Source organism: Caulobacter sp. GW456-12-1-14-TSB4 (genome assembly GCF_059424195.1).
On record NZ_JBWKZF010000043.1, the window covers coordinates 1 to 25,682 of the forward strand.

Below are 25,682 nucleotides of genomic sequence, written 5' to 3' on the forward strand. Positions count from 1 at the left end.
GAGGGGGACCGGCGGAGCCGGTGGAGGGGGCTGGTGCGGTCTTCAGAATCCCTGGGCTTGCCTCTTTCCTTCCCCGCACGTAACTCCCCCGGACCATGACCACGGCCAAGATCTGCGGATTGTCGACGCCCGAGACGGTGAAAGCCGCCTTCGATGGCGGGGCGGCGTTCCTGGGCTTCGTCTTCTTCGAGAAGAGCCCGCGCAATGTCGCGCCCGAGACGGCGGCGCGGCTGATCGAGCCTGTCCGAGGTCGCGGCGTGAAGACGGTCGCCGTCACGGTCGATCCCGACGACGCCCTGATCGACCGTCTGATGGCGACCATGCGCCCCGACCTGATCCAGGTGCACGGCAAGGAGACGCCCTCGCGGGTCCGCGAGATCGCCGCCCGGGCCGACGTCGGCGTCATCAAGGCCTTCTCGGTCTCCAGCGCCGCCGATGTCGACCAGGCGAACGCCTTCGACACCGTCGTCGAACACCTGATGTTCGACGCCAAGCCGGTGGAAGGTTCCACCCTGCCCGGCGGCACGGGCGCACGGTTCGACTGGGGACTGCTGGAGGGGAGGCGGTTTTCTCGCCCGCATTTCCTGGCCGGAGGGCTGGATCCGTGGAACGTGGCGCAGGCCATCAAGACCTCCGGAACCTCCATCGTGGACGTTTCCTCTGGCGTGGAGCGCGGTCCGGGCCTAAAGGACCCCGCTCTGATCACGGCGTTTCTCGACGCCGTCAAACGCGCGTAGCTGTTGGATGAGCCTTTGAACGCCCCCCAAAAGCCTAACGATTGGTCCGCCTATCCGGACGCCAAGGGCCGCTTCGGCGACTACGGCGGCCTCTATGTGGCCGAGACGCTGATGCCGCTCGTGCTGGAGCTGGACCGCGCCTACACGGAAGCCAAGAACGATCCGAGCTTCCAGAAGGAGCTGAAGGGCTACCTGACGCACTATGTCGGCCGCCCGTCACCGCTCTATTTCGCCGAACGGCTCAGCAAGCACCTCGGCGGCGCGAAGATCTATTTCAAGCGCGAGGAGCTGAACCACACCGGCGCGCACAAGATCAACAACTGCATGGGCCAGATCCTGCTGGCCCAGCGCATGGGCAAGACGCGGATCATCGCCGAGACCGGCGCGGGCCAGCACGGCGTGGCCTCGGCCACCGTCACGGCCCGGTTCGGCCTGCCCTGCGTGGTCTATATGGGCGCCGTCGACGTGGCCCGGCAAAAGCCCAACGTCTTCCGCATGAACCTGCTGGGCGCCGAAGTGCGACCAGTGACCTCGGGGGCGGCGACCCTCAAGGACGCCATGAACGAAGCGATGCGGGACTGGGTCACCAACGTCGAAGACACCTATTACATGATCGGCACCGCGGCCGGTCCGCACCCCTATCCGGCCATGGTCCGCGATTTCCAGGCGGTGATCGGGTCCGAGACCCGCGACCAGATCCAGGAACTGGAAGGCCGCCTGCCCGACGCCGTCGTCGCCTGCGTGGGCGGTGGTAGCAACGCCATCGGCATGTTCCACCCGTTCCTGGCCGACGAAAGCGTCAAGATCTACGGCGTCGAGGCTTCGGGCCACGGCCTGGAGACCGACAAGCACGCCGCGTCGCTGACCGGCGGCCGCCCGGGCGTGCTGCACGGCAACAAGACCTACCTGCTGCAGGACGAGGACGGCCAGATCCAGGACGCCCACTCGATCTCGGCGGGCCTGGACTATCCGGGCATCGGTCCGGAGCACTCGTTCCTGCACGACATCGGCCGGGCCCAGTACCTGACCTGCACCGACGACGAGGCGCTGCAAGCCTTCCAGCTGTGCGCCGAGCTCGAGGGCATCATCCCCGCCCTGGAAAGCGCCCACGCCCTGGCCAAGCTGCCGCAGCTGGCCAAGGAGATCGGCGAGGGCGGCGTGATCGTGCTCTGCCTGTCGGGCCGAGGCGACAAGGACATCTTCACCGTCGCCGACGCGCTCGGGCGGACGATCTAGAGGCCGCATGACCAAGGACCGCATCGACCGTCGCTTCGCGGCGCTGAAGGCCGAGGGCCGCGCCGCTTTCGTGGCCTATGTCATGGCTGGCGATCCGGACGCGGCGACCGCGCTCGAGATCGTCAAGGGCCTGCCGGCCGCCGGCGCCGACCTGATCGAACTGGGTTTCCCGTTCTCGGACCCGATGGCCGAGGGGCCGACCATCCAGCGCGCCAGCCAGCGCGCCCTGGCCCAGAAGATGACGCTGAACGGCACGCTGGACATCGTCCGCGCCTTCCGCGAAGGCGACCAGGACACGCCGATCATCTTGATGGGCTATCTGAACCCGCTGGTGAACCGTGGCTTCGAAACCTTCGCCAAGCAGGCCAACGACGCCGGCGTCGACGGCCTGATCGTCGTCGACTGCCCGCCGGAAGAGGCCGATCCGCTGTCGGATGCGCTGGAAGCCGAAGGCCTGTCGCTGATCCGCCTGGCCTCGCCGACGACGGACGACAAGCGCCTGCCGGCCGTGATCCGCCGCACCTCGGGCTTCGTCTATTACGTCTCGGTCGCCGGCGTGACCGGCGTGAAAGAGGCTGACGCCGATGCGGTGGCTCCGGCCGTCGAGCGCATCCGCAAGGCCTCGGGCCTGCCGGTCGCCGTCGGTTTCGGCATCCGTACGCCCGAGCGCGCCGCCGAGGTGGCCCGCGTGGCCGACGCGGCCGTGGTGGGCTCGGCCCTGGTCGACGAAATTGAGTCGGCGGCCAAGTTGAACGAAAACGTGACCGAGAAGGTTCTTCTCAAGGCGTCGGAGCTGGCTAAGGCTGTGCGTTCGGCGCGAGTCGGGACGAAGTGAGGCTCTAAGGCTATGGCTATGGCTGAACCCCAGGACCCGAAAAAGGGCGACAAGAAAGTGGCTACCGATCGCCGTGGCGGCGGCTGGCTGTCGCGGATCGCACCGGGCGTGCGCGGCGCGTTCGCCAAGCGCGAGACGCCGGAAAACCTCTGGATCAAGTGCCCGGACACGGGCGAGATGATCTTCCGCGCCGACCTGGAGGCGGCCCTGTGGGTCACGCCGGCCGGTCGTCATATGCGGATCGGGCCGGAAGCTCGCTTCAAGTTTACCTTCGACGACGGCCAGTACGAGGCCCTGCCGACCCCGGCCGTGCCGGAAGACCCGCTGAAGTTCTCGGACGGCAAGCCCTACAAGGATCGCCTGGTCGCGGCCCGCAAGGCCACCGGCGAGCCGGACGCCATGGCCATCGGCTACGGCAAGGTCGCCGGCGTCGACGCCGTGGTGCTGGTCCAGGATTTCGCCTTCATGGGCGGTTCGCTGGGCATGGCCGCGGGCGAGGGCTTCATCGCCGCCGCCCAGGCCGCCGTGGCCCGTGAAGTGCCGCTGATCGCCTTCACCGCCGCCGGCGGCGCCCGCATGCAGGAAGGCGCGCTGTCGCTGATGCAGATGGCCCGCACCACGCTGGCCATCAACGAGTTGAAGGACGCGGCCCTGCCTTACGTCGTGGTCCTCACCGACCCGACCACCGGCGGCGTCACCGCCTCCTACGCCATGCTCGGCGACATCCACCTGGCCGAGCCGGGCGCCCTGATCGGCTTCGCCGGCCCGCGCGTCATCGAGCAGACCATCCGCGAAACCCTGCCGCCGGGCTTCCAGCGCTCGGAATATCTCGTGGAAAAGGGCATGGTCGACCGCGTCACGCACCGCAAGGAACTTCCCGAGGTGCTGGGCTCGGTGCTGGGCACCCTGATGATGGGCCGCAAGCGCAAAGCCGCCTGAGCTTCCTCTTGAGCGATCACCTTCGCGCCCATGACGCCGCTCTCGCGCGGCTCCAGGCGCTGCATCCCAAGCTGATCGACCTGTCGCTGGACCGGATGCGGCGGCTGTGCGCCGCCTTGGGTGATCCGCAAGACCGCCTGCCGCCGGTGATCCACGTGGCGGGCACCAATGGCAAGGGCTCGACCGTCGCCTATCTGCGGGCGATGGCCGAGGCGGCGGGCCTTTCGGTCCACGTCTTCACCTCGCCGCACCTGGTCCGCTTCGTCGAGCGCATCCGCCTGGCGGGTACCTTGATCACCGACGACCATCTGGCCGACGTGCTGGACCGCGTCGAGCAGGCCAATGCCGGCCTGCCGATCACCTTCTTCGAGATCACCACGGCCGCCGCCTTCGTCGCCTTCGCCGAGGTCCCGGCCGATCTGTGCATCGTCGAGGTCGGGCTGGGCGGAATCCTGGACGCCACCAATGTCGTGACGCCTAAGGTCAGCGTCATCGCCCCGGTCGACATCGATCACCGCGAATTCCTCGGCGACACCCTGGGCAAGATCGCGGTCGAGAAGGCCGGCATCATCAAGCGCGGCGCTCCGGCCGTCTCGGCGCGCCAGCAGGAGGAGGCCGAGACCGTGATCGAGGCCGCCGCCGAACGGGCCGGCGTGCCGCTGACCCTGATGGGCCGCGACTTCGACGCCTGGAACGAGGGCGGCCGGCTGCTGGTGCAGATGCAGGATCGCCTGCTGGACCTGCCCGCGCCGTCCCTGCCGGGCGACCATCAGTTCGCCAATGCGGGCCTGGCGGTCGCGGCGCTGCTGACCCTGGCCGATCCGCGAATCGACGAGGCCGCCATGGGGCGCGGCATCGCCGCCACGGTCTGGCCCGCCCGCTTCCAGCGCCTGACCGCCGGCCCTCTGGCCGATCGCGCCAAGGCGGCCGGGGCTGACCTCTGGCTGGACGGGGGGCACAATCCGCACGCTGGCCGCGCCGTCTCCCGCGCCGTCGCCGACCTGGCCGCCCGCGACGGCCGGCCGGTGGCGCTGATCTCGGGCCTCTTGGCCAACAAGGACGCCACCGGCTTCTTCGGCGCCTTCCGGGGCGTGGCGACCAAGGTCTTCACCGTCACCTTCGAAGGCCACGCCGCCGCAACCGCCGCCGACACCGCCGCCGCCGCCGAACTGGCCGGCCTGCGGGCCTCGGCCTGCGACAGCGTCGAGGACGCGCTCGGCAAGGCCCTGGCTATGGATCCCGTGCCGCACGTGCTGATCTGCGGCTCGCTCTACCTGGCCGGCGAGGTGCTGGCCCTCAGCCCTGAAACCTGGCCGAGCTGAGGGAACCTAAGGTCGCGTTTCTCGCTCTAGCTGAGCGTGACCGTGGGGAGCCGCCATATGCCGACGTCTGTTCTTCATCGCCTGGGCGGCGCGGCCGCCTTGGCTCTGGGCGCGGTGATGGGATGGTTCTTCATCCTCAAGCCGCTGGAGGCCGCACAGCACCACGCGCCGCAGGTCAGCCTGTCGCTGAAGATCTTCGTCCTCGTGCCGGTGCTGTTCGTGTTCGGCCTGTTCTTCCTAATCGGCGGCGACCGCTGGCCCTATCGCGACGCCGAACGCAAGACCCTGACGCCAGCGGGCTGGGTATTGATGGTCATCGTCGCCGTGGCCGGTTTGGCGGGGTTCCTGATCTTCAAGCAGCAGTTGACCGCCCTGGGCTACCAGACCGGCGTCTGACGGTCGGCCATGGCGCTGCGCCCCGGCGGAGCGTAAGGCTGGTCCCACGCCGATAGGGCGGCGCGGCCCGCCGGACACCCTCGGCGAGCGCACCCGCCCTGGCAGGAACCGCCGATGGCCAAGGGTCAGAAGAAGTCCAACAAGGAAGTCCGCAAACCGAAGGCCGAGAAGAAGGCCCCGCCGGTTTCGGTTTCCCCGTTCATCATCACGGGAAAGAAGTGACGCCCCAAGGGGGGCTCGAACGCAAAACGCCCGCCCCGGATGACCGGAGCGGGCGTCTTCAATTCACCTGCAGAGGCGACTTAGGCCGGTTGGACGCCGGCTTCGTTCAGCCATTCCAGGATCTTCTGCTTGGGCATGGCGCCGACCTTCATCGAGGTCATCTGGCCATCGCGGAACAGCATCATGGTCGGGATGCCGCGGACGCCGTAGCGCGACGGGGTCGTCGGGCTGTCCTCGATATTGACCTTGGCGACGGTGACGACGTCGGCCAGCTCTTCCGAGATCTGCTCCAGGGCCGGGGCGATCTGCTTACACGGACCGCACCACTCGGCCCAGAAGTCGACCAGCACGGGCTTGCTGGCCTTCAGGACGTCGGATTCGAAAGAGGCGTCGGTCACCACAACAGTGCTCATGGCTTGCTCCAGTCTGGCGTCGCGCTGCCGAGGTCGGCGCGGAGGACGCGAAAAAGATCAAAATCCGGAATCGTTCCGGCTGCTTGGACAAAGATGTAGGGCGACATTGGCCGTCCGGCAACGGGATCAGGTCAGCCGGGCCAGCGCCTGGGCCATCACCTTTTCTGGAACCGGCATCAGTTTGGGGCCGTCCGTCCACACCAGCGCCGCTTCGACGGCGCGGCCGGGGAACACCTCGCGCAGCACGGCGGCATAGACCGCCATCTGCGCCAGATAGGCCGGATCGGCGTCCTCGATCTGGTCCGGAGAGGGGCGATTGGTCTTGTAGTCGACGACCAGCACCCGGCCTTCATCGACCACCAGCCGGTCCACGCGGCCCGACACCGCAAGGCCTTTCGGCAGATGGACGCTCGTCCCGGCCAGGGCGACTTCGGCGCGGGAGCCGGGACCGAACACGGCGGAAAAGCGCGCATCGTCCAACACGCCGAATGCGGCGGCGGCCATCTCCTCGCGCTGCTCATCGGTTAGGTCGCGTTCGCCGAGCAGCAGGCGGCGGGCCGCGTTCGCCCGCTGGTCTGGCGCGACGTCGGGCAAGAGCTGCAGCAGCTTGTGGACGATCTCGCCCCGGCGATAGCGGCCCAGGCCCGAGACGCGGGCCAGTGGCGAGGGGGCGGGAACGCGGGCGTTGTCCTCGATCCTCGACGGGGCGGCATAGCGGGCGGCGGCGGGCTCGGGCGGGGCGGTCGCCTTGATCCAGGCCGGCGCGGTCGCCGAGGCGCGAACATCCTCCTCGACACGGGGCGCGGCGACCGGATCGGGGCCGTAGCGCAGGAAGCCGGTCTCCTCGTCGCCGATCGTCCGCACTTCCGGCGTGATGTCGGCGTGGGCGAAGGCGGCGCGGGCGGCGGCGTACCAGCCGCCGACCTTGTCATCCTTGGTGCGGGCGTCGATGCGACCGCACAGGATCAGCCGGTCCCTGGCCCGGGTCAGCGCGACGTACAGCAGGCGCAGGGCCTCCTGGCTCTCCTTGTCTTCGCGTAAGCGTCGGGCCTTGGCCGAGGCGTCGCAGTCGCCCTTGCCGCTGGTGGCCCACAGCAGGCCGCCGTCCTCGGTGACCAGCAGCGGCGAGCCGCCGGCCCCGCGCTTCACCGTGGTCTCGGGCAGGAAGACGATCGGCGCCTCCAGGCCCTTGGAGCCGTGGGCGGTCATCACCCGTACTTCGCGCCGGGCGCCTTCCATCTCGCGCTTGACCACGATGTCCAGCGCCGCGAAGTCGGCGACCAAGGCCTCGAGATCGCGGACGCCGCGCTGCTCGGCCTCCATGACCTGGGCCAGGAATTCGTCGAGCGCCTCTTCAGCCTCAGCCCCCAGGCGGGTCAGCACCTTGGCGCGGTGCGAGCGGCCGGCGGCGTCGGTCAGGCCCAGCCAGCCGGCGTAGAACTCGAAAGGCTGGCGCTTGCGGCCTTCGGTCAGCGCCCAGTCCAGCACCGTCCGCGCCGTGGTCCACGCGGGCTGTTCCTCGGCCCGGCGACGCAGTTCGGCCCACAGCGTGGCGCGGCGGCCCTTGGCCAGGGCGTAGATGTCCTCGTCGGTCAGGCCGCAGAACGGCGACTTCAGCAGCGCCGCCAGGGTTAGATCATCGTCCGGGAACAGGATGAACCGGCCCAGGGCCAGCAGGTCCTCGAAGGCGATGTGGCTGGACAGCGACAGCCGGTCGGCCCCCGCCACCGGCACGCCGCGCCGCTTCAGGGCTCGGATGATCTCCTCGAACAGCACCTTGCGGCGACGGACCAGCACCAGGATGTCGCCGGCATGGGCGGCGCGGTGGCGGCCGATTTCCTTGTCGAAGACGGCGTCGCCTCGGCTGAGAATCGCGGCGGTCTCGGCGGCGATGGCCTCGGCCAGGCGGCGATTGGCGCTGCGCTCGCCCTCGGCGTCGAGCGGTTTCTCCCAGGCCTCGCGCTCCTCGCCGGGCAGCTCGCGGGTCAGGGGCCAGAGGTCGACGCAGCCGGGATGGCCGTGACGGAACAGCTCGTGGCGAACCAGGTCCTGGCCCACCGGCGGCGGCACGCCCTCACGGGTGTCGGGATCGGAGAACAGGGCGTCGACGAAGCTCAACACCTCGCGGGTCGAGCGGTACGACACCGTCAGCGGCACGCCCTTGCCGACCGCGCCGACCGCCTCGATGCGGGTGATGTAGCCCTGTGTTTCGACCAGCAGCCGCTGCGGATCGGCGCCCTGGAACGAATAGATCGACTGCTTCTCGTCGCCGACCACGAACAGGGTCCGCTCGGCTCGCCGGCCGCTCCAGCCCTCCGAGGTCTCGCCGACGAAGAAGTCGGCGGTCAGGGCGCTGAGGATCTCCCACTGCTCGGGGGCGGTGTCCTGAGCCTCGTCCAGCAGGATGTGGTCGATGCCGCCGTCCAGCTTGTAGAGCACCCAGGCGGCCTCGACCTTCTGCGTCAGCAGCACGCGGGTCTTGTCGATCAGGTCGGTGAAGTCGAGCGCGCCTCGGGCGTCCTTCTCGATCCGGTGCGAGGTCACGTACAGCACCGCCAGCCGCAGGGCGCCCTCGGTGTCCTCGGCGACCTTGGCGGCGCGGACCCGTTCGCGGGCGGCCTCCAGCTTGGCCTGGTCCAGCACCAGGGCTTCGCGCAGGTCCTCGCGGCTCTTCAGGCCCGAGGTCTTGCCGGGCCAGGTCGCCGGCGTGCCTTCGCCGCCTTCGGTGAAGAGAGCGCGCAGGGCGAGATCCAGCGTGGCGTCCGGATCGCGGACCACGGCGGCCAGGGCCTCGGCATATTTGGCGTCCGCCTTGCCGCCGCCGTCGAACAGCACCGTGGCCGCCGCGCGCCAGGCGCCGAGGTCGAGCCGGGCCATGGCGTCGGCGGCGAGATCAGCGGCAGAGGTCGGCGCCTCGAAGCCGCAGCGCGCCCAGGCGTCGGCGACGGCTTCCGACAGGCCGCCGCAGCGCTCGACATAGGCCATGAGCTGGCCGCGCCGCGCCTCGAACCCGGCGAACATGTTTTCGAAGCTCTGGAAATCCAGCGCCACCGAGAACCGAGCATAGGCCTCGGCGTAGGCGTCCTTGTGCGTATCGACCCACTGGGCCGTCGCCCGACGGGCGGCGCGGGCGATGGCGGCGCCGGCCTGGTCGTCCATCACCGTGAAGCCGGGCGACACCCCGGCCTCCAGCGGGAAGCGCCGCAGCAGTTTCTCGCAGAAGGCGTGGATGGTCTGGATCTTCAGGCCGCCCGGCGTCTCCAGCGCCTTGGCGAACAGGGCGCGGGCGTTGGACAGGCCCTTGGCGTCGTAGATGGCTTCGGCTTCACCGACGAGCTTGACCAGTTCGACCCGCAGGTCGGCGTCGCTGGTCACCGACCATTTGCCCAGGCGCTCGAACAGGCGGCGCTGCATCTCGGCGGCGGCGGCCTTGGTATAGGTCACGCACAGGATGGCCTGCGGCTCGACCCCGGCCAGCAGCAGCCGCGCGACCCGGTCGATCAGGGTCTTGGTCTTGCCCGAGCCGGCATTGGCGGTGACGAACGCCGAGATGGTCGGATCGGCGGCGACGCGCTGGGGGTCGTAAGCGCTCATTCGCCGTCCCCGTCATCGCCGCTGGTCGACCACTCGAACACGCGGGCCAGGTGGGCGTAGTCGCCGGGGTGCTCTTTCACGAACTGCGGCGCCACCCGCGAGCGATAGGGCTCGTCCGGATCGTCATAGCGGGCGATCAGGGTCGAGAGGCCTTCCAGGGCCTTGTTGGCGGCGGCGCTGCTCTCCTCGCCGGCCAGGGCGCGGACCTGCTCCTCGCCAGCCGGCCTGCGGCCGGTGACGCGGACATAGGTCAGGTCGCCGGGCGTCGGCTTGCCAAGGTCGGGAAAGCCGCCGTGCATCAGGATGGCCGCCGTCAGGGTCAGCTGCGGCGAGAAGCCGGTGTCGACCTGCTTTTGCGACGGCGCGGCGCCGGTCTTGTAGTCGAGGATGTGGGCGGTCCCGTCGGCGGTCGGCTCCAGGCGGTCGGCCTTGGCGGTCAGGGTGAAGGGACGGCCGTTGATGGAGAGCTGGAGCTCGCCGGCGGCCTCAACGATCACCTTGCGGGCCGTGGTCCGGCGCGAGCGCTCCCAGTCGGCGACCCACAGGGCGGCCTCGCGGGCCAGGGCCTTTTCGCGGGTCAGGGCCGTGGGCGGCATGCCGGCCGAGACCAGGGCCTCGATATAGAAGGCCTCGAACACGCCGGCGGCTTCTAGCGGCACGGCGTCGGGATAGGTCTCGGCGAACTTCTCGAAGGCGGCGTGGATGGCGGTGCCACGGGCGCGCGCCTCGACCGGCTCGTCGGGGCGTTCCAGCGGATAGAGCTTGAGAATGTCGCGGGCCCAGACGGCGTAGGGGTCGCGGGTCAGGGCCTCGACCCGCGTGACGGCCATCTTGCGCGGGCGGTCCTCGACCGGCGGTGTCGGGGCCGGGCGGCCGATCGGAGCATAGGGATCGGGGGCGTCGAGGGCGCGGACCCAGTCCAGCACGTCGTCGCGGCGGGGCAGGGCGAGGCCCGCGCCGGCGGCCAGGGTCTTCAGGCGCCACAGCCAGCGCGACTCGACGGCCGGCGCGCCGCCGCGTCGCTCGCAGTGGACCAGCACGACGTCCGGGGCGCTGGCGGCCTGGGCGAAGTCGTGGGCGGTCAGGCCGATCTTGCGCTCCGGCGGAGGCAGGCCCAGGCGCTGGCGCATCGGCCGTGACAGGAACGGATCGATCGGCGCGCCCTGCGGCCAGACGCCTTCCTCCAGGCCTGCCAGCACCAGGCGGTCGGCGCGGACCAGGCGGGCCTCGATGGCGCCCAGGATGCGCAGGCGCGGATGGGTGGCGCCGCCGACCCGGACGGTCTCCTCGTTGACCAGCCGGTCCAGGATGTCGGCGAAGGCCTGGGGCGAGGCGTCGGGCAGGGGCTCGCCGTCCTGGATCAGCGCCGCCATCAGCCCGCCCAGGCTCTCGCCCGCGCCGCCGGCCCACAGGCGGTTGACCGGGATCAGGTTTTCCAGCGCCTCGACCAGGGCCTGGGCGGCGCGGCAGGGCGGAGCGAAGTTGTCGACATAGGGCGCGGCGGCGTGGTCGATGGCGGCCAGGACGCGGTCGATCAGGGCCAGGGCCTCGGGCGCGTCCTTCAGTCTGGCGCGCAGGACGTCTTTCGAGCCCGGGGCGGCGCCGCGCAGGCCCTTGCGCTCCAGTATCGCGGCGGCCGGCGCTTCGTCCTCGGCCAGCACCAGAGGATGCTTGGCGAAGGCTAGCAGGCGGACGGGATTGAGCGGATCCTCGACCAGCCGCGCCAGGTGCAAAGCGAGGATCGCCGAGCCGGCGGCGGCTAGAGGCGCGCCGGCCGAGCTGTCGGGGATGACGCCCCAACGCTGCAGGCGGGTCATCACTCGGCGGGCCAGGGTCTGGTCGGGCGTGACGAGCGCGGCGGTGCGCTCCGGGTCTTCCAAGGCCTCGCGCAACAGCAAGGCGCAGGCTCCGGCGGCCTCCTCCTCGGCGCGGGCGGCGATGACCGAGAAGCCGGTCAGGCCCTCGGCGACAGGGTCGAGGTCGGGGGCCTCGGCGCGCAGGGCGGCGATCTGGGCGAGCCAGTCGGCGGTGGCCTCGGCCGGGCGCAGGGCCTCGTTGACGATCCGGCGACGCCAGCGGCCCCGGCTGTCGACATCGGGGACCCAGGCGCGGACGTCCGAGCGGGCGACCCCGGCGCGATCCAGCAGGCGCTTCATCGCGCCTTGCGGATGCTGTTCGCCCTGGGAGCCCTCGATCTGGGTCCAGGCGCTGTCGGCCAAATCTTCGTCCAGGCCGGGCAGGACCACGGCGCCCTTCGGCGCGGCGGCCACGACGCGCAGCAGGTCGGCGGTGGCGGGCGCGGTGCCGGTCGAGCCGGCGGCGACCAGCACCTCGGTCGGCGGGTTCTCGGCCCACTGCGTCTCCAGGGCGCGCAGCAGCTTCACCCGGCGCTCGGAGACGTCGATCAGGCCGAGGGCGTCCAGTCGTTTGGGCCAGGCGGTCAGCACGCCCTTCAGGAATTTGGCCGAGACCTGCCAATGCTGAGCCAGGTCGCCCTCGGCCAGGCCGTCCAGCCGATCGGCGAACGGAACCTCCTCGATCTGGCAGCTGTCGAGGAAGTCCGACAGGGCCTTGGCCAGTTCCAGCGCCTGGACCGGGCCGGGCTTGAACGACAGCTTGTCGCCGTGATCGACGACCAGCCGCGCCAGCTCGAATCGACGACGACGCGATGAGATGGCTGGCGGCAAGTCCAGCGCCAGGTCGCCCGGCTCGAACGGCGGCTCGCCCTCGTCGAGGTCGCCCAGCGGCCGGATCTGCGGCAGCAGCAGCGCTCGTCCGCCGCCGACCGCCAGGAAGGCGTCGGCCAAAGCGCGCGCGCCGCGGCGGGTCGGGGTCAGGACGGTGGCGTGGGGCAGGGCCTCGGGACCCAGCGGCTCCAGGGCATTCAGCAGGCCGCGCGCCAGGTCGTCGACGAACGGGCGGTGGGCGGGGATCGAAAACCAGCGCGGCCCCTCGCGTTCGAAGAAGGGGGCCGATCCGGTCATCCCTCTGAAAGTTTCGCTTCGGCGGCCAGCTTGGCGTCTGGGTCGCCGACATGCATCCAGAGCCCGTCAGGGGCGACGCCGTGGACGCGGTGGTCGGCGGCCAGCCGCTTCCACAGCGGCAGCAGCGAGAACGGCCCCTCCGGTCCGTCGGCGGTGATCGCCGGCTTGCAGATGTGGACGCCGACATAGACCAGCGGCGCGGTCTCGCCGGGGTCCTTGAAGCGCACGACGCCCCCATGGGGTCCATCGTCGAGGAACACGTCGCCGGTGTCGTGGAAGCCCAGCGAGCCGGCGGTCGAGGCCAGCATCAGGCAGACGTCCATCGCTTCCGGATTCCAGGCGGCGGCCACGGCGTCGATGGCCGCGCCGCCGTGCTCGATCCAGACGGAGTCGATATTGGCCACGAACACGGGGCCCTCGCCCAGCAGCGGCAGGGCGTGCTTGACGCCGCCGCCGGTTTCCAGGGCCTGGGGGCGTTCGTCGGAGATGACGATCTTGGGGCCGAGACCCTTGGCCTCGCGGGCCTTCAGGTGGGCTTCGACCAGATCGGCGAAATAGTGGACATTGACCACGGCGGTCTCGACGCCGGCGGCGGCCAGGCGGTCCAGCATGTGGTCGATCAGCGCCTTGCCGTGCACCTCGACCAGGGCCTTGGGCCGGTCGTTGGTCAGGGGCCGCATGCGGGTGCCGAGACCCGCGGCCAGCACCATGGCGATCTTGGGAGCGCTCATCGGCGGGCCTCGGCGGGAACGTACTGGTCGAACCAGGCCTTGAGGCCGGTCATCGCCGGGTCGGAGAGGTTCCGCTCCAGATAGCGCCAGGTGCGCGGCATGAAGGCCTCGTACTGGCGGCGACCCAGCAGGGCCTGGCGGGCGAAGACCCGGCCCAGGATGCGGGCCGCGTTCGAGGCGGCGAGCGCCCGGTAGTCGGCGATGAAGGCCTCGCGCTCGACGCTCGGTCGGGCGGCCAGGTAGCGGTCCAGCATGGCCGCCTCCAGCTCGGGCGACACGTCGCGGCGGGCGTCCTGCAGCAGGTGGGTCAGGTCCCAGGCCGGGTGGGCGCGCAGGGCGTCCTGGAAGTCCAGCAGGCCGACGCGGGCGACGCCGTCGCGGGCCGGCAGCCAAAGCAGGTTCTGGGCGTGGTAGTCGCGATGGGTGAAGACGCTGGCCCCGGCCTCGCCGCGCACCCAGACGGGCGCCCACAGCGCGTTCCACGCGGTGACGGCCTCGGGGGAGAAGGCGGGAATGCCGGCGAACTGCGGCCACCATTCCAGGAAGGTGTCGGTGGCGTGCTTCAAAGCGAGAGTATCGTAGGTCAGCAGCGGCCAGCGAACGTCGTCGACGGCCAGCACGTCCGGCGGGGTCTCGGCGTGCAAAGCCACTTGGAGATCTACAGCGGCCTCGTACAGCGGGCGCTCGTCCTGGCCCTCGGCGATCAGGGTGGCGTAGAGGCCGTCGCCCAGGTCTTCCAGCACCGCCAGGCCTTGGGCCACGTCATAGGCGAAGATGCGTGGGGCCGAGAGGCCGCGTTGACGCAGATAGTCCGCCGTCGCCACGAAGGCGCCGACCGAACCGGCCGCCAACCGGGCGGCGGCGTTGTAGCCCAGGGCCAGGCGCTCGGCGTCCGTCGCGCCCGGCGGGCAGACGACGCTCTCCAGCGCCGGCGGCTGGTCCATGAAGATGAAGCTCTCGCCGTCTCGATGCAGCCGCTCATAGGCCCGCGTCGAGGCGTCGCCGCCCAGGCTCTCGCGGCGCGCATCGCCGAAGCCGTTGGCTTCCAGGAACGCGGCCTTCGCCGTCTCGCGCTCAGAACTCAAGATCACGTCCTTCGAAACCGCCATGCGCCACGATGACGGCGCGCCGCGCGTCGCCATCCAGGGCGATGTCTATATCGAGCCGAGTCGACGGCAAACGTCCTTCGAGCCGCTGGGGCCATTCGATCAGGGCGACGCCGCCGTCCAGAGCCTCGTCCAGGCCGATCTCATAGGCTTCGTCGGGGTCCGACAGCCGGTAGAGGTCGAAGTGGGCGAGGGGGAAGGCCGCCGTCTCGTAGAACTGCACCAGGGTGAAGGTCGGGCTGGGCACCTCCTCGTCCGGGGTCGTCAGGGCGCGGATCAGGGCGCGGGCCAGGGTCGACTTGCCGGCCCCCAGCGGACCGGTCAGGCACAGGGCGTCGCCAGGGCGCAGGGAGGCGGCCAGCTTGCGGCCCAGCGCCTGGGTCGCGGCCTCGTCGGCGAGGAATACAGTGGTCACGTCGGGCGGCTCGTCGGATCGATCGGCAGAACGCGCTCCACATAGCGCTTCAGCGTCTCCGTGGCTTCTGTCGCGTCGCCGGGCAAGGCTTCGGGATCGATCGGCGCCCCGATGATCAGCGAGAAGCGCCGGCCCTTCTTGTTCAAGAGCTCGTGGAAGAGGGTGATGTCGCGCATCTCCTTCCAGCGCTTGTCGAAGAAGTGGAACAGGTTCGAGCGGGGACCGGTCAGGTGAATCGGGACGATCGACGCGCCGTACTTGCGGGCGATCGAGACGGCCGAGGCCATCCAGGGCGGGTCGGTCAGAACGCCGGTCTTGTCTTCCATGGCGAGGCGCCCGGCCGGGAAGATCATCAGGGCGCGCTCGGCCTCCATCGCGTCGCGGGTCATCGACAGGGTCACCCGCATCCGCTCGCGACTGCGCTTCTCCTCGACCCATTCCACCGGGATCAGTACTTCGTCGAAGCGGCGGCACACCCGGTGGGCGTCGGCGTTGGCGTAGAAAACGACGTCCGGCCGACGGGCCTTGATGGCGTCGTACACGGCGACGCCGTCGCCGATGCCGGTCGGATGGTTGGAAACGAGGATGCAGCGGCCCGTGGCGGGCAGGTTCTCCAGCCCCGCCACCTCGACCTTCAGGGCCAGAAGGCCCGCGACGTGGTCCAACGCCACGCGGCCGCCCAGCTGGCAGATGGTCTCCGCCATCCGCCGCGCCTTGCGGTAGTCCAGCATCCGATAGACGACCAGCCGCACCAGCGGCCAGATCGGCGACCCCGTCAGGCGCGGCGCGCGCTCGGCGATCAGGGTGTCGATGATGTGGGGCTCTGGCGTCTTGCGCGCGCCGACCGCCCCGATGGCCGGAACATGAACCATGACGGGAGCTTAGGCCGCGTCGGCGAACCTGTCAGCGGTGGTTTCGAATCCCCGGGCTCGGGTCCTATGGTCTTGGCTCGAGAAGGAGAACGGCTTGAGGACTTTCGAGGGGATGGTCGCCCGGCCGCGCTACGACATCGTGCGTCGGATGCGCGCCTTGCGTCGTCGCGCCGATCGGCTGGTCGCCGACTACGACTGGCGACCCTACGAGGGACGCGGCTACTGGAACTGGAAGCTCGCGCTACTACGCCATCCCATCGAGGGCGACGGCGCGCGCGAGGCGGTGCAGAGGATCGTCGCGCAGGTGCTGGTCGACACCGCCCATCGCCTGGCCCTGCGCCGGCCGGCTGGACTGGGCCACGCCAAGGTGGTCGCGATCTTTAGCCTGCCGGACATGTTCGGCAGCGAGATCTGCATCTTCTTCGACGAGGCCTATCGCGCGCAATTCGTTGATCGGCGCAGCGACGCGGATATCTGGACGCCCGCGTCCGACAGCCTGGCGACGCGGTGGGATCTGAAGCTCGGCAAGGGCTTTGGCGAGATCGGCTTCGACTATGTCCGGCGCGATCCGGACATGGGTCCGACCTGGGTCCAGACCGGCCAGGTCTGGATGATCGGCGAAGTCTGACTTTCCTTCAGGGCCTCCACGCGCTAACCGCACTCCTCGATGCCGACTTCTCTTCGCACCGCCTATCGCGAGCGCCTGGCCCAGGGCGAGATCCGGCCCGACGTGGCCCAGGCCGCCGCCGTCGAGGCGCTGTCGCGGCTGGAGGCCGATCTCGACAACGCCGGCGAGCCCGGCTTCTCGCTGTTCGGCCGCAAGCCCAAGAGCCAGCGCGGGGTGTACCTCTGGGGACCGGTCGGGCGGGGCAAGTCCATGCTGATGGACCTGTTCTTCGACAGCGCGCCGATCAGCAAGAAGCGCCGCATCCACTTCCACGCCTTCATGGCCGAGGTCCACGCCGACATCGACGCCTGGCGAAAGGGCGACGCGGCGGCGCGCAAGGCGCGTTTCGGCCAGCACAAGGGGGACGACCCGATCGTCCCGACCGCCGAGCTGATCGCCACGAGCGCCCGCCTGCTGTGCTTCGACGAGCTGCAGGTCACCGACATCGCCGACGCCATGATCCTGGGGCGGCTGTTCGAGGCGCTGTTCGCGCGGGGCGTCACCCTGGTGGCGACCTCGAACCGGCCGCCGGATGACCTCTACAAGGACGGTCTCAACCGCCAGCTCTTCACGCCATTCATCGCCATGCTGAAAGAGGCGATGGACGTGGTCGCCATCCGGGGTCCGGTCGATTTCCGCCTGGATCGCCTGCGGGCGGCCCGCACCTGGCTGGCCCCGAACGACAAGGCCAATCAGGCCGAGTTCGAGCGGCTGTGGGGCGACATGCTGGATGGGACGTCCGAGACCGGCGCCACGCTGGAGGTGCTGGGCCGCAAGATGCGCCTGCCGCGCGCCGCCGGCGGGATGTTGCGCTCGTCGTTCGCCAGCCTGTGCCAGCAGGCCCTGGGCCCGCAGGACTACCTGGCCATCGCCGAGCGCTTCCACACCATCTTCCTGGAAGACATTCCGCGCCTGACGCCCGAGCGGCGCGACGCCGCCAAGCGGTTCAACACCCTGATCGATGCGCTGTACGAGGCCGACGCCAAGCTGGTGGCCCTGGCCGACGCCGAGCCGGAGGCGCTGTATCCCGAGGGCGACGGCGCCTTCGAGTTCGAGCGCACGGTCTCGCGTCTGCAGGAGATGCGCTCGGCCGACTATGTGGCGCGGGTCCGGGACTAGAGGAGAGCAAGATGTCGGTGAAGGATCGGGTCCGCGTCCAGGAGACCAAGCTGCTCTCCGACAACTGGTACGTCCTGAAGACGACGCGCTTCGACTGGAAGCGCCGGGACGGGACCTGGCAGACGCAATCGCGCGAGCACTACGACCGGGGCAACGGGGCGGCGCTGTTGCCTTACAATCTCGAGAACCGCACGGTGCTGCTGGTCAAGCAGTTCCGCTATCCGGCCTTCGTCAACGGTTATGACGACCTGCTGATCGAGGCGGCCGCCGGCCTGCTGGACGACGCCGAGCCGGAGGTGCGTATTCGCGCCGAGGTCGAGGAAGAGCTGGGCTATCGCCTGGGCGAGGTCCGCAAGGTGTTCGAGGCCTTCATGAGTCCCGGCTCGGTGACCGAGATCCTGCACTTCTTCGTCGCCGAGTACGACGCGGCCATGCGGATCGGCGAGGGCGGCGGCCATCCCGACGAGGGCGAGGACATCGAGGTGCTGGAGGCCTCGATCGACGAAGCCCTGGCCATGGTGGCGGATGGGCGCATCCGCGACGCCAAGACCATCATGCTGCTGCAGCACCTGGCTTTGACGGTGTTCCGCTAGTCGAAATCCCGCGCCAGCGGCACGTCGAACCGCACGACCAAGCCTGCCTCGCCATAGTCGGCCGTGATCGTCCCGCGCAGTTCGCCGGTGATGCTGCGCTCGATCAGGCGAGAGCCGAAGCCCCGCCGCTCTGGCCGCCGCGCCGGCGGGCCGTCGGTCTCGCGCCATTCGAACCGCAGCAGATCGCCGCCGCCGGGCAGGGTCCAGTCGAGCAGCAGTCGGCCGGCGCCGGTCGACAGCGCCCCGTACTTGGCGGCGTTGGTGGCCAGTTCATGGAACACCATGCCCAGCGACAGGGCCACGCGGGCGGGCAGGTGGACGTCCGGCCCGTCCAGGCGGATGCGCTCGGGGCCGTAGGGGCCCAGTTCCTGGGTGAGGATCTGGCGCAGGCCCGCGCCAGCCCATTGGCTGTCGGTCAGGGCGTTGTGGGTGTGGGACAGCGCCAGCAGTCGCGACTCGAAGGCGGCGGCGAACATTTCCGGCGTGGTCGAGCCGCGCAGGGTCTGCTGGGCGATGGCCTGGACGGTGGCCAGGGTGTTCTTCACGCGGTGGTTCAGCTCGTCCAGCAGCAGCCGCTGACGCTGGTTGGCCAGGACCCGGTCGGTCATGTCCGCGCCCTCGACGAAGACGCCGGAGACCGAGCCGTCCTCCTCGATGATCGGCTGATAGAGGAAGTCGAGGAAGCGCTCCTCCAGCGCCTCGCCCGGCTTGCGGGCCAGCATGACCGGCACATCGCGGCCGATGAACGGCTCGCCGGTGCGGCGCACGTCGTCCAGTAGCTGGATGAAGCCTTGCTCGCGGATCTCCGGCAGCGCCGCCTCCAGCGGCTTGCCGACAATGTCCCGGCGGCCGATCAGGCGCAGATAGCTCTCGTTGGCGAAGTCGAAGACGTAGTCGGGGCCCTTGAGGATCGCCACGAAGCTGGGCGCGCGCATGAACAGGCGGCGGATCTGCACGCTCTGCGACTGCAGGGTCTCGACCCGGCGCAGGACGGAATCGCCCAACATGGCGGTGGTCGGCGGGGCCTCGGGGCGGAAAGCCTCGTCCTTCAGTCGGCGTAGGTCGGTGATGTCCTGGGTGTTCTGCAGGATGAAGCCGCCGCCGTCCGCGCCGGGAATCCAGGTGTGGGTGCAGCTCCAGTAGCGATCCTCGAAGCCGCCGCCGACACTCTCGGAGCGGGGGATGGCGTAGTGCAGCACGGCGATGACGTCGGTCTCGCCGGTGTCGCGCGTGCGCTCCAGCGACTCTTCCAGCAGCCGGCGGCTCTGGCCCTCCGAGGGGAAGGCGTCGAACACGTAGCGGCCCAGCATCTCCTCGCGAGGGCGACCCGTCGCGTCGAGATAGGCCTGGTTCATTTCGACGATGACCAGGTCGTGGTCCATCATCATGTACGGGGTCGATATCCGATCGAACACCGCTCTGAAATCGATCGGACTCTTCATGGCCCCGGACGCATTTCCCCCTGAAACGACCGATCGTAACGCAACCTTCGCCTTAGGGGTTCCTTAACCTACCCGGAGCGGGACTGAGAACGTTTCTCAACACGGCCCCGTTTAATTGACACCCCCGCCCTCGCGCTTAAAAGCATCCCGCAACGCACAAAGGCTACTGAGGTTGGACCTCCCATGACCGACACGAGCCGGGGGCTGCCCGAGCGCCCGATGTCGCCGCACCTTCAAGTGTGGCGTTGGCATATCACCATGGCCTGCTCGATCCTCCACCGCGGCTGCATCGTCGGTCTGTGGGTCGGCGCGGTGATCCTGGCCGCCTGGGCCGCGGCGGTCGCCGCGGGTCCGGACGTTTATGCCGGCTTCCTGAGCATCCTGGGCTCGCCGATCGGCAAGCTGGTGCTGCTGGGCGAGACCTTCGCCGTGTTCTTCAACATCGCCTACACGATCCGCCAGACCTTCTGGGACACTGGCAAGGGCTTCGCCCCGCGCATCGCCGACATGACCGGCGCCATGGCGATCGCCTTCGCGGTCGTGGCGACGATCGTCACCTGGGTCATCGCCGGCGCGAACGGAGCGTTCTGATGAGCAGCAACAAGGACCTGTTCCAGCCCATCCAGTTCCGCACCCCGCTGTCGCGGGCGCGTGGCCTGGGCGCCTCGCGCCATGGCGTGTCGCACTTCATCACCGAGCGCGTCTCGGGTCTGGCCCTGGCGCCGCTGAGCGTCTGGGGCGTGTTCGCCGCCCTGAAGATGATCGGCGCCGACCAGCATACGGTCGCCGCCTGGCTCAGCCAGCCGCTGAACGCAGTGCTGCTGGGCCTGCTGTTGTTCTCGGCCCTGGTCCACCTGTCGAACGCCATGCAGGTGGTGATCGAGGACTACATCTATGGTTTCACCAGCAAGTCGGCGCTGGTGATCGGCAACCTGTTCGTCTGCGTGCTGGCCGGCGCCGTCGGGATCTTCTCGATCCTGAAGGTGGCCCTGACCGTGACCGGAGCCCATTGATGTCGGCCTACAAGTTCATCGACCACAAGTTCGACGTCGTCGTCGTCGGCGCCGGCGGCTCGGGTCTCCGCGCCGCCCTGGGCGCGGCGCAGGCCGGCCTCAAGACCGCGTGCATCACCAAGGTGTTCCCCACCCGCAGCCACACGGTCGCGGCGCAGGGCGGCATCTCGGCCTCGCTGGGCAATATGGGCCAGGACGACTGGCGCTGGCATATGTTCGACACCGTCAAGGGTTCGGACTGGCTGGGCGACCAGGACGCCATCGAGTATCTGACCCGCAACGCCCCGGCGGCGGTCTATGAGCTCGAGCACTGGGGCGTGCCCTTCTCGCGCACCTCGGACGGCAAGATCTATCAGCGCGCCTTCGGCGGCATGACCAAGAACTACGGCGAAGGCCCGATCCAGCGCACCTGCGCGGCGGCCGACCGCACCGGTCACGCCATGCTGCACACGATGTACGGCCAGTCGCTGGCCCACGACACCGAGTTCTTCATCGAGTACTTCGCCCTCGACCTGATCATGGACGACGGCGTCTGCCGTGGCGTGACGGCGTGGAAGCTGGACGACGGCACCCTGCACCGCTTCCAGGCCCAGACGGTGATCCTGGCCACGGGCGGTTACGGCCGCGCCTACTTCTCGGCCACCTCGGCCCACACCTGCACGGGCGATGGCAACGCCATGGCGCTGCGCGCCGGCCTGCCGCTGCAGGACATGGAATTCGTGCAGTTCCACCCCACCGGCATCTACGGCGCCGGCTGCCTGATCACCGAAGGCGCGCGCGGCGAAGGCGGCTACCTGACCAATTCGGAAGGTGAGCGCTTCATGGAGCGCTACGCCCCGTCGGTGAAGGACCTGGCGCCCCGCGACATGGTCAGCCGCGCGATGACCATCGAGATCCGCGAAGGTCGCGGCGTGGGCCCGAACAAGGACCACATCTTCCTGCACCTGGATCACCTGGATCCGAAGATCCTGCACGAGCGCCTGCCGGGCATCTCGGAGACCGCCAAGGTCTTCGCCGGCGTCGATGTGACCAAGGCCCCGATCCCGGTGCTGCCGACCGTCCACTACAACATGGGCGGCATCCCGACGAACTATCACGGCGAAGTCGTCACCAAGGACGGCGAGAACCCCGACAAGGTGATCCCGGGCCTGATGGCCGTGGGCGAAGCCGCCTGCGTGTCGGTGCACGGCGCCAACCGCCTGGGTTCGAACTCGCTGATCGACCTCGTGGTCTTCGGCCGCGCCGCGGCCCTGCGCTGCGCCGAGGTCCTGACCCCGGGCGCCAAGCAGCCGGAACTGAAGGACGCCTGGACCGACGCCCACGTCGCCCGCTTCGACAAGTTCCGCAACGCCTCGGGCGCGACCCCGACCGCCGACCTGCGTCTCGAGATGCAGAAGGCCATGCAGGAAGACGCCGCGGTGTTCCGCACCGGCGAAAGCCTGGACAGCGGCGTCGCCCGCCTGGCCGAGGTCTGGAAGAAGAAGGCCGACGTCAAGGTCAGCGATCGCGGTCTGGTGTGGAACACCGACCTGATGGAGACCCTGGAGTTCGACAACCTGATCAGCCAGGCGGTGGTCACGGTGAACGGCGCGGCCAACCGCACCGAGAGCCGCGGCGCCCACGCCCGCGAGGACTTCTCCAGCCGCGACGACACCGAGTGGATGAAGCACACCCTGGCCTGGCTCGACATGGAGTCCGGCGCGGTGAAGATCGATTACCGCCCGGTCCACAGCTACACGATGTCCGACGACATCGCCTACATCCCGCCGAAGCAACGGGTCTACTGAGGGTACGATGGTCGAACTCGCACTCCCCAAGAACTCGCAGGTCAAGTCGGGCAAGCACTGGCCGGCCGCCGCGGGCGCCAAGAAGGTCAAGACCTTCAAGATCTACCGCTACGATCCGGAAGCGGGCGGCAATCCGCGTTGGGACACCTACGACGTCGATATGGACGCCGTGGGTCCTATGGTCCTGGACGCCCTGCTCTATATCAAGAACACCATCGACCCGACCCTGGCCTTCCGCCGGTCGTGCCGGGAAGGCGTCTGCGGCTCGTGCTCGATGAACATCGGCGGCCGCAACACCCTGGCCTGCACGCACGGCTGGGCCGAGGTGCCGGGCAAGGCCGTCCAGATCAGCCCGCTGCCGCACCTGCCGGTGGTCAAGGACCTGATCCCGGACCTGACGCTGTTCTACGCACAGTACGCTTCGGTCGAGCCCTGGCTGCACACCGACACGCCCGAGCCGCAGACCGAGTGGAAGCAGTCGCCGGACGACCGCGCCAAGCTCGACGGCCTCTATGAGTGCATCCTGTGCGCCTGCTGCTCGACCTCGTGCCCCAGCTACTGGTGGAACGGCGACAAGTATCTGGGCCCGGCGGCCCTGCTGCACGCCTATCGCTGGCTGATCGACAGCCGCGACGAAGCGACCGGCGACCGCCTCGATGCGCTTGAGGATCCCTTCAAGCTGTATCGTTGCCACACGATCATGAACTGCGCCCAGGTCTGCCCGAAGGGTCTGAACCCGGCCAAGGCCATCGCCGAGATCAAGAAGATGATGGTCGAGCGCGTCGTCTGACGGGTGCTTCATAGAGACAAACGCGGGGCGGCTTCGGAAACGAGCCGCCCCGTTCTATATGCGGCCTGTATCAAGGCGCTTGCCAATAGGTGACGCCGGCGTCATTTTTGACGAAAGGGAGGGCGTCGTTGAGCGCTGAAGCCAATCAGAACGCGTGCGTCGTCATCGTCGGCGCGGGTCATGCCGGCGGCTCGGCCGCGGCGTTCCTGCGTCAGTACGGTCACGAGGGCCGTATCGTCCTGATTGGCGACGAGCCGCTGCTGCCCTATCAGCGCCCGCCGCTGTCGAAAGCTTGGCTGAAGGGCGAGGCCGACGCCGACTCGCTCTCGCTAAAGCCGGCGGAGTGGTACGCCGAGAACAATGTCTCCCTGCGCCTCGAAGGCGTGGCCGAGCGGATCAACCGCTCGGAGAAGACTGTGACCCTCGCTTCGGGCGAGGCCATTTCCTACGACTTCCTCATCCTGGCCACCGGCGCCCGCGCCCGCGAACTGCCGATTCCGGGCTCGGACCTGGCCGGCGTCCTGGCCCTGCGCACCGCGGCCGACGCCGAGTTGCTCAAGCACGCCCTAGGTCCGGACAAGCGCCTGGCCGTGATCGGCGGCGGTTATGTCGGCCTGGAGGCGGCGGCCTCGGCCCGCGCCCTGGGCAGCCACGCCACGATCGTCGAGCGCGAAAGCCGGGTCCTGGCCCGCGTCGCCTGCGAGACCCTGTCGACCTTCTTCCAGGATTATCACGGCCAGCACGGCGTCGCGTTCGCGCTGAACGCCGGCGTCGCGGGCTTCGAGGGCGAGAACGGCCATGTCACCGGTGTGAAGTTCGCCGATGGCGAGGTGCTGCCGTGCGATGTCGCCCTGGTCGGCGTTGGGGCGGTTCCCAATGACGAACTGGCCAAGGACGCTGGTCTCGACACCGCCAATGGCGTGGTGGTCGACTTGGAAGCGCGGACGGCCGATCCGTCGATCTTCGCGATCGGCGACGTCACCCATCGTCCGCTCCCTTTATATGAGCGTCAGTTCCGTCTCGAATCCGTGCCCAACGCCCTGGAGCAGGCCAAGCAGGCCGCCTCGGCGATTCTCGGCCGTGCGGGTCCGACGCCGGAAGTGCCGTGGTTCTGGTCCGACCAGTATGATCTGAAGCTGCAGATCGCCGGCCTGCCGTTCGAAGCCGATCGCCAGATCGTGCGCGGCGACGTCGCCGCCGCCAGGTTCGCGGTCTTCCATCTGAAGGGCGACCTGCTGCAGGCCGTCGAGGCGGTCAATGCGCCGCCCGAGTTCATGGCCGGCAAGCAGCTGATCGCCAAGCGCACGCCGATCAATGTCGACAAGCTCGCCGATCCGTCGGTGTCCATGAAAGAGGTGGCGGCTTAGGTCGCCCTATAGAGAGAAGCCTCCAGGGGTAACGGGAAACAGATGGCCAAGATCACCTACATCGAACACGACGGCACGGAACACGCTCTCGACGTGAAGCCAGGCCTGACCGTCATGGAAGGCGCCGTGAAGAACAACGTGCCGGGCATCGACGCCGACTGCGGCGGCGCGTGCGCCTGCGCGACCTGCCACGTCTATGTCGACGATGCCTGGCTCTCCAAGACCGGCGACAAGTCGGCCATGGAGGAGTCGATGCTGGACTTCGCCGAGAACGTCGAGCCCAACAGCCGCCTGTCCTGCCAGATCAAGGTGAGCGACGCGCTGGATGGCCTGGTCGTCCGCCTGCCGGAAAGCCAGCACTAGTATAGAGGGCCGGAGCCCGCCCACGCCCGCAAGGGGACGGGCTCCGAAGCGCGGCATTAATCACGGCGTCAAAAGAGCGTCGTTATATTGTCGCGAGGGGCTTGCCAGTCGCCGGGACGGGGACTAGATCAACGCCTCGCTCGGAACGGCATCGCGACCGGACGACGCGGCCCCCGAAAGGGAGTTGCATCGGTCCAGACGCTTCGCTAGAAACCGCGCTCCAATCGACTCGATGACGGATCCGCAAAGGGCGGCCACGGCGGCCCTGGGATCCTTCTTTTGTCTCTTCGCTCCCCGGTTTTCCGGAGTTCGAAAAAGCCGAAAAGAGTTGGTTGACTTCGGAGTGGCTCCTCTTTAGAAGCGCCGCTCCGATGCATCGCCGCCAAGACTTCGCAAGAAATCAGCGGCGCGATGCAAGGTTAGACAAGTAATCGCTTCGAAGTTTCTTCGAAATAATCACTTGACTGACTTGGGAAGCTTCTCTAAGAAGCGCCCTCCGAGAAATACCGAAAAGTTCCTTCGGGGCCTTCAAGTGTTTCTCTCTAGTCTGGTTCTTCTTTTCTTTGAAAAGATCGCTTGACTGGTTCTGGTGGTTTCTTTAGAAGCTGCCGGCTCTGCCGAAGACCTCCGGGTTGGTTGGTGGTGAGGTCAGAAAGTTTTGAAAAAAAACGATTTGACACGGAATTCGAGGTTCGCTAGATAGCCGCCTCCGCCGACACCGGGCGCTAAACGGTGGGGC

General features: G+C 68.9%; 24 protein-coding genes. 16 read left to right on the plus strand and 8 right to left on the minus strand.

Features of this window, described 5'->3' with window-relative positions; translation table 11 throughout:
• The first annotated feature begins 95 nt into the window (after nt 1-95).
• The 7 genes from AC07YH_RS24815 to AC07YH_RS24845 all read left to right on the plus strand — a co-directional run bounded on the left by AC07YH_RS24815 (nt 96) and on the right by AC07YH_RS24845 (nt 5,687).
• Nucleotides 96-737: a phosphoribosylanthranilate isomerase gene (locus AC07YH_RS24815; RefSeq protein ID WP_494749571.1), complete on the plus strand. Its 642-nt coding sequence runs from the start codon at nt 96-98 to the stop codon at nt 735-737.
• A 15-nt stretch (nt 738-752) separates the two neighbouring features.
• The gene (gene trpB / locus AC07YH_RS24820) at nt 753-1,973 is read left to right on the plus strand and encodes a tryptophan synthase subunit beta (protein WP_494749572.1); all 1,221 of its coding nucleotides are present in this window, start codon (nt 753-755) and stop codon (nt 1,971-1,973) included.
• A gap of 7 nt (nt 1,974-1,980) precedes the next feature.
• Nucleotides 1,981-2,808, plus strand: coding sequence for a tryptophan synthase subunit alpha (trpA, locus tag AC07YH_RS24825; RefSeq protein WP_494749573.1), 828 nt, complete (start codon nt 1,981-1,983; stop codon nt 2,806-2,808).
• Between the two features lie 12 nt (nt 2,809-2,820).
• Nucleotides 2,821-3,747, plus strand: a complete 927-nt coding sequence (locus AC07YH_RS24830; protein ID WP_494749574.1) for an acetyl-CoA carboxylase carboxyltransferase subunit beta — start codon at nt 2,821-2,823, stop codon at nt 3,745-3,747.
• 8 nt (nt 3,748-3,755) lie between these two features.
• Nucleotides 3,756-5,069: a bifunctional folylpolyglutamate synthase/dihydrofolate synthase gene (locus tag AC07YH_RS24835; RefSeq protein WP_494749575.1), complete on the plus strand. Its 1,314-nt coding sequence runs from the start codon at nt 3,756-3,758 to the stop codon at nt 5,067-5,069.
• 57 nt (nt 5,070-5,126) lie between these two features.
• Entirely contained in the window at nt 5,127-5,465 is a 339-nt protein-coding gene (locus AC07YH_RS24840) for a hypothetical protein (RefSeq protein WP_494749576.1), read from the plus strand.
• A gap of 114 nt (nt 5,466-5,579) precedes the next feature.
• Nucleotides 5,580-5,687: a hypothetical protein gene (locus AC07YH_RS24845; protein WP_494749577.1), complete on the plus strand. Its 108-nt coding sequence runs from the start codon at nt 5,580-5,582 to the stop codon at nt 5,685-5,687.
• 80 nt (nt 5,688-5,767) lie between these two features.
• Here the strand turns inward: AC07YH_RS24845 and trxA are convergent, their stop codons facing one another.
• From trxA to AC07YH_RS24880, 7 genes are all read right to left on the minus strand, one after another.
• On the minus strand, nt 5,768-6,100 hold the full coding sequence (gene trxA, locus AC07YH_RS24850; protein ID WP_494749578.1) for a thioredoxin: 333 nt from the start codon (nt 6,098-6,100) through the stop codon (nt 5,768-5,770).
• Nucleotides 6,101-6,226: 126 nt separating this feature from the next.
• Entirely contained in the window at nt 6,227-9,694 is a 3,468-nt protein-coding gene (addA, locus tag AC07YH_RS24855; protein WP_494749579.1) for a double-strand break repair helicase AddA, read from the minus strand.
• Nucleotides 9,691-12,678, minus strand: a complete 2,988-nt coding sequence (gene addB / locus AC07YH_RS24860) for a double-strand break repair protein AddB (RefSeq protein ID WP_494749580.1) — start codon at nt 12,676-12,678, stop codon at nt 9,691-9,693. Before addB ends, addA begins: the two co-directional genes overlap by 4 nt.
• Nucleotides 12,675-13,409, minus strand: coding sequence for an N-acetylmuramate alpha-1-phosphate uridylyltransferase MurU (gene murU / locus AC07YH_RS24865; protein WP_494749581.1), 735 nt, complete (start codon nt 13,407-13,409; stop codon nt 12,675-12,677). Before murU ends, addB begins: the two co-directional genes overlap by 4 nt.
• Nucleotides 13,406-14,494 carry an N-acetylmuramate/N-acetylglucosamine kinase AmgK gene (gene amgK / locus AC07YH_RS24870; RefSeq protein WP_494749582.1) on the minus strand — a complete coding sequence of 363 codons (1,089 nt, stop codon included), beginning with the start codon at nt 14,492-14,494 and terminating at the stop codon, nt 13,406-13,408. The genes murU and amgK overlap by 4 nt, the downstream gene beginning before the upstream one ends.
• Nucleotides 14,484-14,930, minus strand: a complete 447-nt coding sequence (gene tsaE / locus AC07YH_RS24875; RefSeq protein ID WP_494749583.1) for a tRNA (adenosine(37)-N6)-threonylcarbamoyltransferase complex ATPase subunit type 1 TsaE — start codon at nt 14,928-14,930, stop codon at nt 14,484-14,486. Before tsaE ends, amgK begins: the two co-directional genes overlap by 11 nt.
• On the minus strand, nt 14,927-15,802 hold the full coding sequence (locus AC07YH_RS24880; protein WP_494749584.1) for a 1-acyl-sn-glycerol-3-phosphate acyltransferase: 876 nt from the start codon (nt 15,800-15,802) through the stop codon (nt 14,927-14,929). The genes tsaE and AC07YH_RS24880 overlap by 4 nt, the downstream gene beginning before the upstream one ends.
• Before the next feature lie 94 nt (nt 15,803-15,896).
• Here AC07YH_RS24880 and AC07YH_RS24885 point away from each other — a divergent pair, with 94 nt between their 5' ends.
• From AC07YH_RS24885 to AC07YH_RS24895, 3 genes are read left to right on the plus strand one after another with little or no spacing between them, the layout of a single operon-like run.
• Nucleotides 15,897-16,430 carry a DUF3916 domain-containing protein gene (locus AC07YH_RS24885; RefSeq protein WP_494749585.1) on the plus strand — a complete coding sequence of 178 codons (534 nt, stop codon included), beginning with the start codon at nt 15,897-15,899 and terminating at the stop codon, nt 16,428-16,430.
• 39 nt (nt 16,431-16,469) lie between these two features.
• On the plus strand, nt 16,470-17,588 hold the full coding sequence (zapE, locus tag AC07YH_RS24890; protein WP_494749586.1) for a cell division protein ZapE: 1,119 nt from the start codon (nt 16,470-16,472) through the stop codon (nt 17,586-17,588).
• Nucleotides 17,589-17,599: 11 nt separating this feature from the next.
• Nucleotides 17,600-18,181, plus strand: a complete 582-nt coding sequence (locus AC07YH_RS24895; protein ID WP_494749587.1) for a GDP-mannose pyrophosphatase — start codon at nt 17,600-17,602, stop codon at nt 18,179-18,181.
• On the opposite strand, the gene AC07YH_RS24900 is transcribed toward AC07YH_RS24895, so the two are convergent.
• Complete coding sequence (locus AC07YH_RS24900) at nt 18,178-19,623, minus strand: HWE histidine kinase domain-containing protein (protein WP_494749588.1); 1,446 nt, start codon at nt 19,621-19,623, stop codon at nt 18,178-18,180. The genes AC07YH_RS24895 and AC07YH_RS24900 overlap by 4 nt on opposite strands.
• A gap of 183 nt (nt 19,624-19,806) precedes the next feature.
• Between AC07YH_RS24900 and sdhC the strand changes: the two genes are divergently transcribed.
• The 6 genes from sdhC (at nt 19,807) to AC07YH_RS24930 (ending at nt 24,943) form a co-directional block, all read left to right on the plus strand.
• The gene (gene sdhC / locus AC07YH_RS24905; RefSeq protein WP_494749589.1) at nt 19,807-20,214 is read left to right on the plus strand and encodes a succinate dehydrogenase, cytochrome b556 subunit; all 408 of its coding nucleotides are present in this window, start codon (nt 19,807-19,809) and stop codon (nt 20,212-20,214) included.
• Nucleotides 20,181-20,636: a succinate dehydrogenase, hydrophobic membrane anchor protein gene (sdhD, locus tag AC07YH_RS24910; RefSeq protein ID WP_494749594.1), complete on the plus strand. Its 456-nt coding sequence runs from the start codon at nt 20,181-20,183 to the stop codon at nt 20,634-20,636. The genes sdhC and sdhD overlap by 34 nt, the downstream gene beginning before the upstream one ends.
• Nucleotides 20,636-22,423, plus strand: coding sequence for a succinate dehydrogenase flavoprotein subunit (sdhA, locus tag AC07YH_RS24915; RefSeq protein ID WP_494749590.1), 1,788 nt, complete (start codon nt 20,636-20,638; stop codon nt 22,421-22,423). Before sdhD ends, sdhA begins: the two co-directional genes overlap by 1 nt.
• 7 nt (nt 22,424-22,430) lie before the next feature.
• Nucleotides 22,431-23,213 carry a succinate dehydrogenase iron-sulfur subunit gene (locus tag AC07YH_RS24920; protein WP_494749591.1) on the plus strand — a complete coding sequence of 261 codons (783 nt, stop codon included), beginning with the start codon at nt 22,431-22,433 and terminating at the stop codon, nt 23,211-23,213.
• A gap of 128 nt (nt 23,214-23,341) precedes the next feature.
• Nucleotides 23,342-24,580: an NAD(P)/FAD-dependent oxidoreductase gene (locus AC07YH_RS24925; protein WP_494749592.1), complete on the plus strand. Its 1,239-nt coding sequence runs from the start codon at nt 23,342-23,344 to the stop codon at nt 24,578-24,580.
• A 42-nt stretch (nt 24,581-24,622) separates the two neighbouring features.
• Nucleotides 24,623-24,943 (plus strand): 2Fe-2S iron-sulfur cluster-binding protein, encoded by a 321-nt coding sequence (locus AC07YH_RS24930; protein WP_494749593.1) that lies wholly within the window; start codon nt 24,623-24,625, stop codon nt 24,941-24,943.
• The last annotated feature ends 739 nt before the right edge of the window (nt 24,944-25,682 follow it).

What these genes read in the sequence shown, in the direction of transcription:
- addA (WP_494749579.1), bottom strand. Translation starts at nt 9,694, where the DNA reads ATGAGCGCTTACGACCCCCAGCGCGTCGCCGCCGATCCGACCATCTCG.
- zapE (WP_494749586.1), top strand. Translation starts at nt 16,470, where the DNA reads ATGCCGACTTCTCTTCGCACCGCCTATCGCGAGCGCCTGGCCCAGGGC.
- trxA (WP_494749578.1), bottom strand. Translation starts at nt 6,100, where the DNA reads ATGAGCACTGTTGTGGTGACCGACGCCTCTTTCGAATCCGACGTCCTG.
- addB (WP_494749580.1), bottom strand. Translation starts at nt 12,678, where the DNA reads ATGACCGGATCGGCCCCCTTCTTCGAACGCGAGGGGCCGCGCTGGTTT.
- AC07YH_RS24900 (WP_494749588.1), bottom strand. Translation starts at nt 19,623, where the DNA reads ATGAAGAGTCCGATCGATTTCAGAGCGGTGTTCGATCGGATATCGACC.
- AC07YH_RS24920 (WP_494749591.1), top strand. Translation starts at nt 22,431, where the DNA reads ATGGTCGAACTCGCACTCCCCAAGAACTCGCAGGTCAAGTCGGGCAAG.
- AC07YH_RS24815 (WP_494749571.1), top strand. Translation starts at nt 96, where the DNA reads ATGACCACGGCCAAGATCTGCGGATTGTCGACGCCCGAGACGGTGAAA.
- AC07YH_RS24830 (WP_494749574.1), top strand. Translation starts at nt 2,821, where the DNA reads ATGGCTATGGCTGAACCCCAGGACCCGAAAAAGGGCGACAAGAAAGTG.
- sdhA (WP_494749590.1), top strand. Translation starts at nt 20,636, where the DNA reads ATGTCGGCCTACAAGTTCATCGACCACAAGTTCGACGTCGTCGTCGTC.
- AC07YH_RS24880 (WP_494749584.1), bottom strand. Translation starts at nt 15,802, where the DNA reads ATGGTTCATGTTCCGGCCATCGGGGCGGTCGGCGCGCGCAAGACGCCA.
- murU (WP_494749581.1), bottom strand. Translation starts at nt 13,409, where the DNA reads ATGAGCGCTCCCAAGATCGCCATGGTGCTGGCCGCGGGTCTCGGCACC.
- trpA (WP_494749573.1), top strand. Translation starts at nt 1,981, where the DNA reads ATGACCAAGGACCGCATCGACCGTCGCTTCGCGGCGCTGAAGGCCGAG.
- AC07YH_RS24895 (WP_494749587.1), top strand. Translation starts at nt 17,600, where the DNA reads ATGTCGGTGAAGGATCGGGTCCGCGTCCAGGAGACCAAGCTGCTCTCC.
- sdhC (WP_494749589.1), top strand. Translation starts at nt 19,807, where the DNA reads ATGACCGACACGAGCCGGGGGCTGCCCGAGCGCCCGATGTCGCCGCAC.
- AC07YH_RS24930 (WP_494749593.1), top strand. Translation starts at nt 24,623, where the DNA reads ATGGCCAAGATCACCTACATCGAACACGACGGCACGGAACACGCTCTC.
- AC07YH_RS24840 (WP_494749576.1), top strand. Translation starts at nt 5,127, where the DNA reads ATGCCGACGTCTGTTCTTCATCGCCTGGGCGGCGCGGCCGCCTTGGCT.
- AC07YH_RS24845 (WP_494749577.1), top strand. Translation starts at nt 5,580, where the DNA reads ATGGCCAAGGGTCAGAAGAAGTCCAACAAGGAAGTCCGCAAACCGAAG.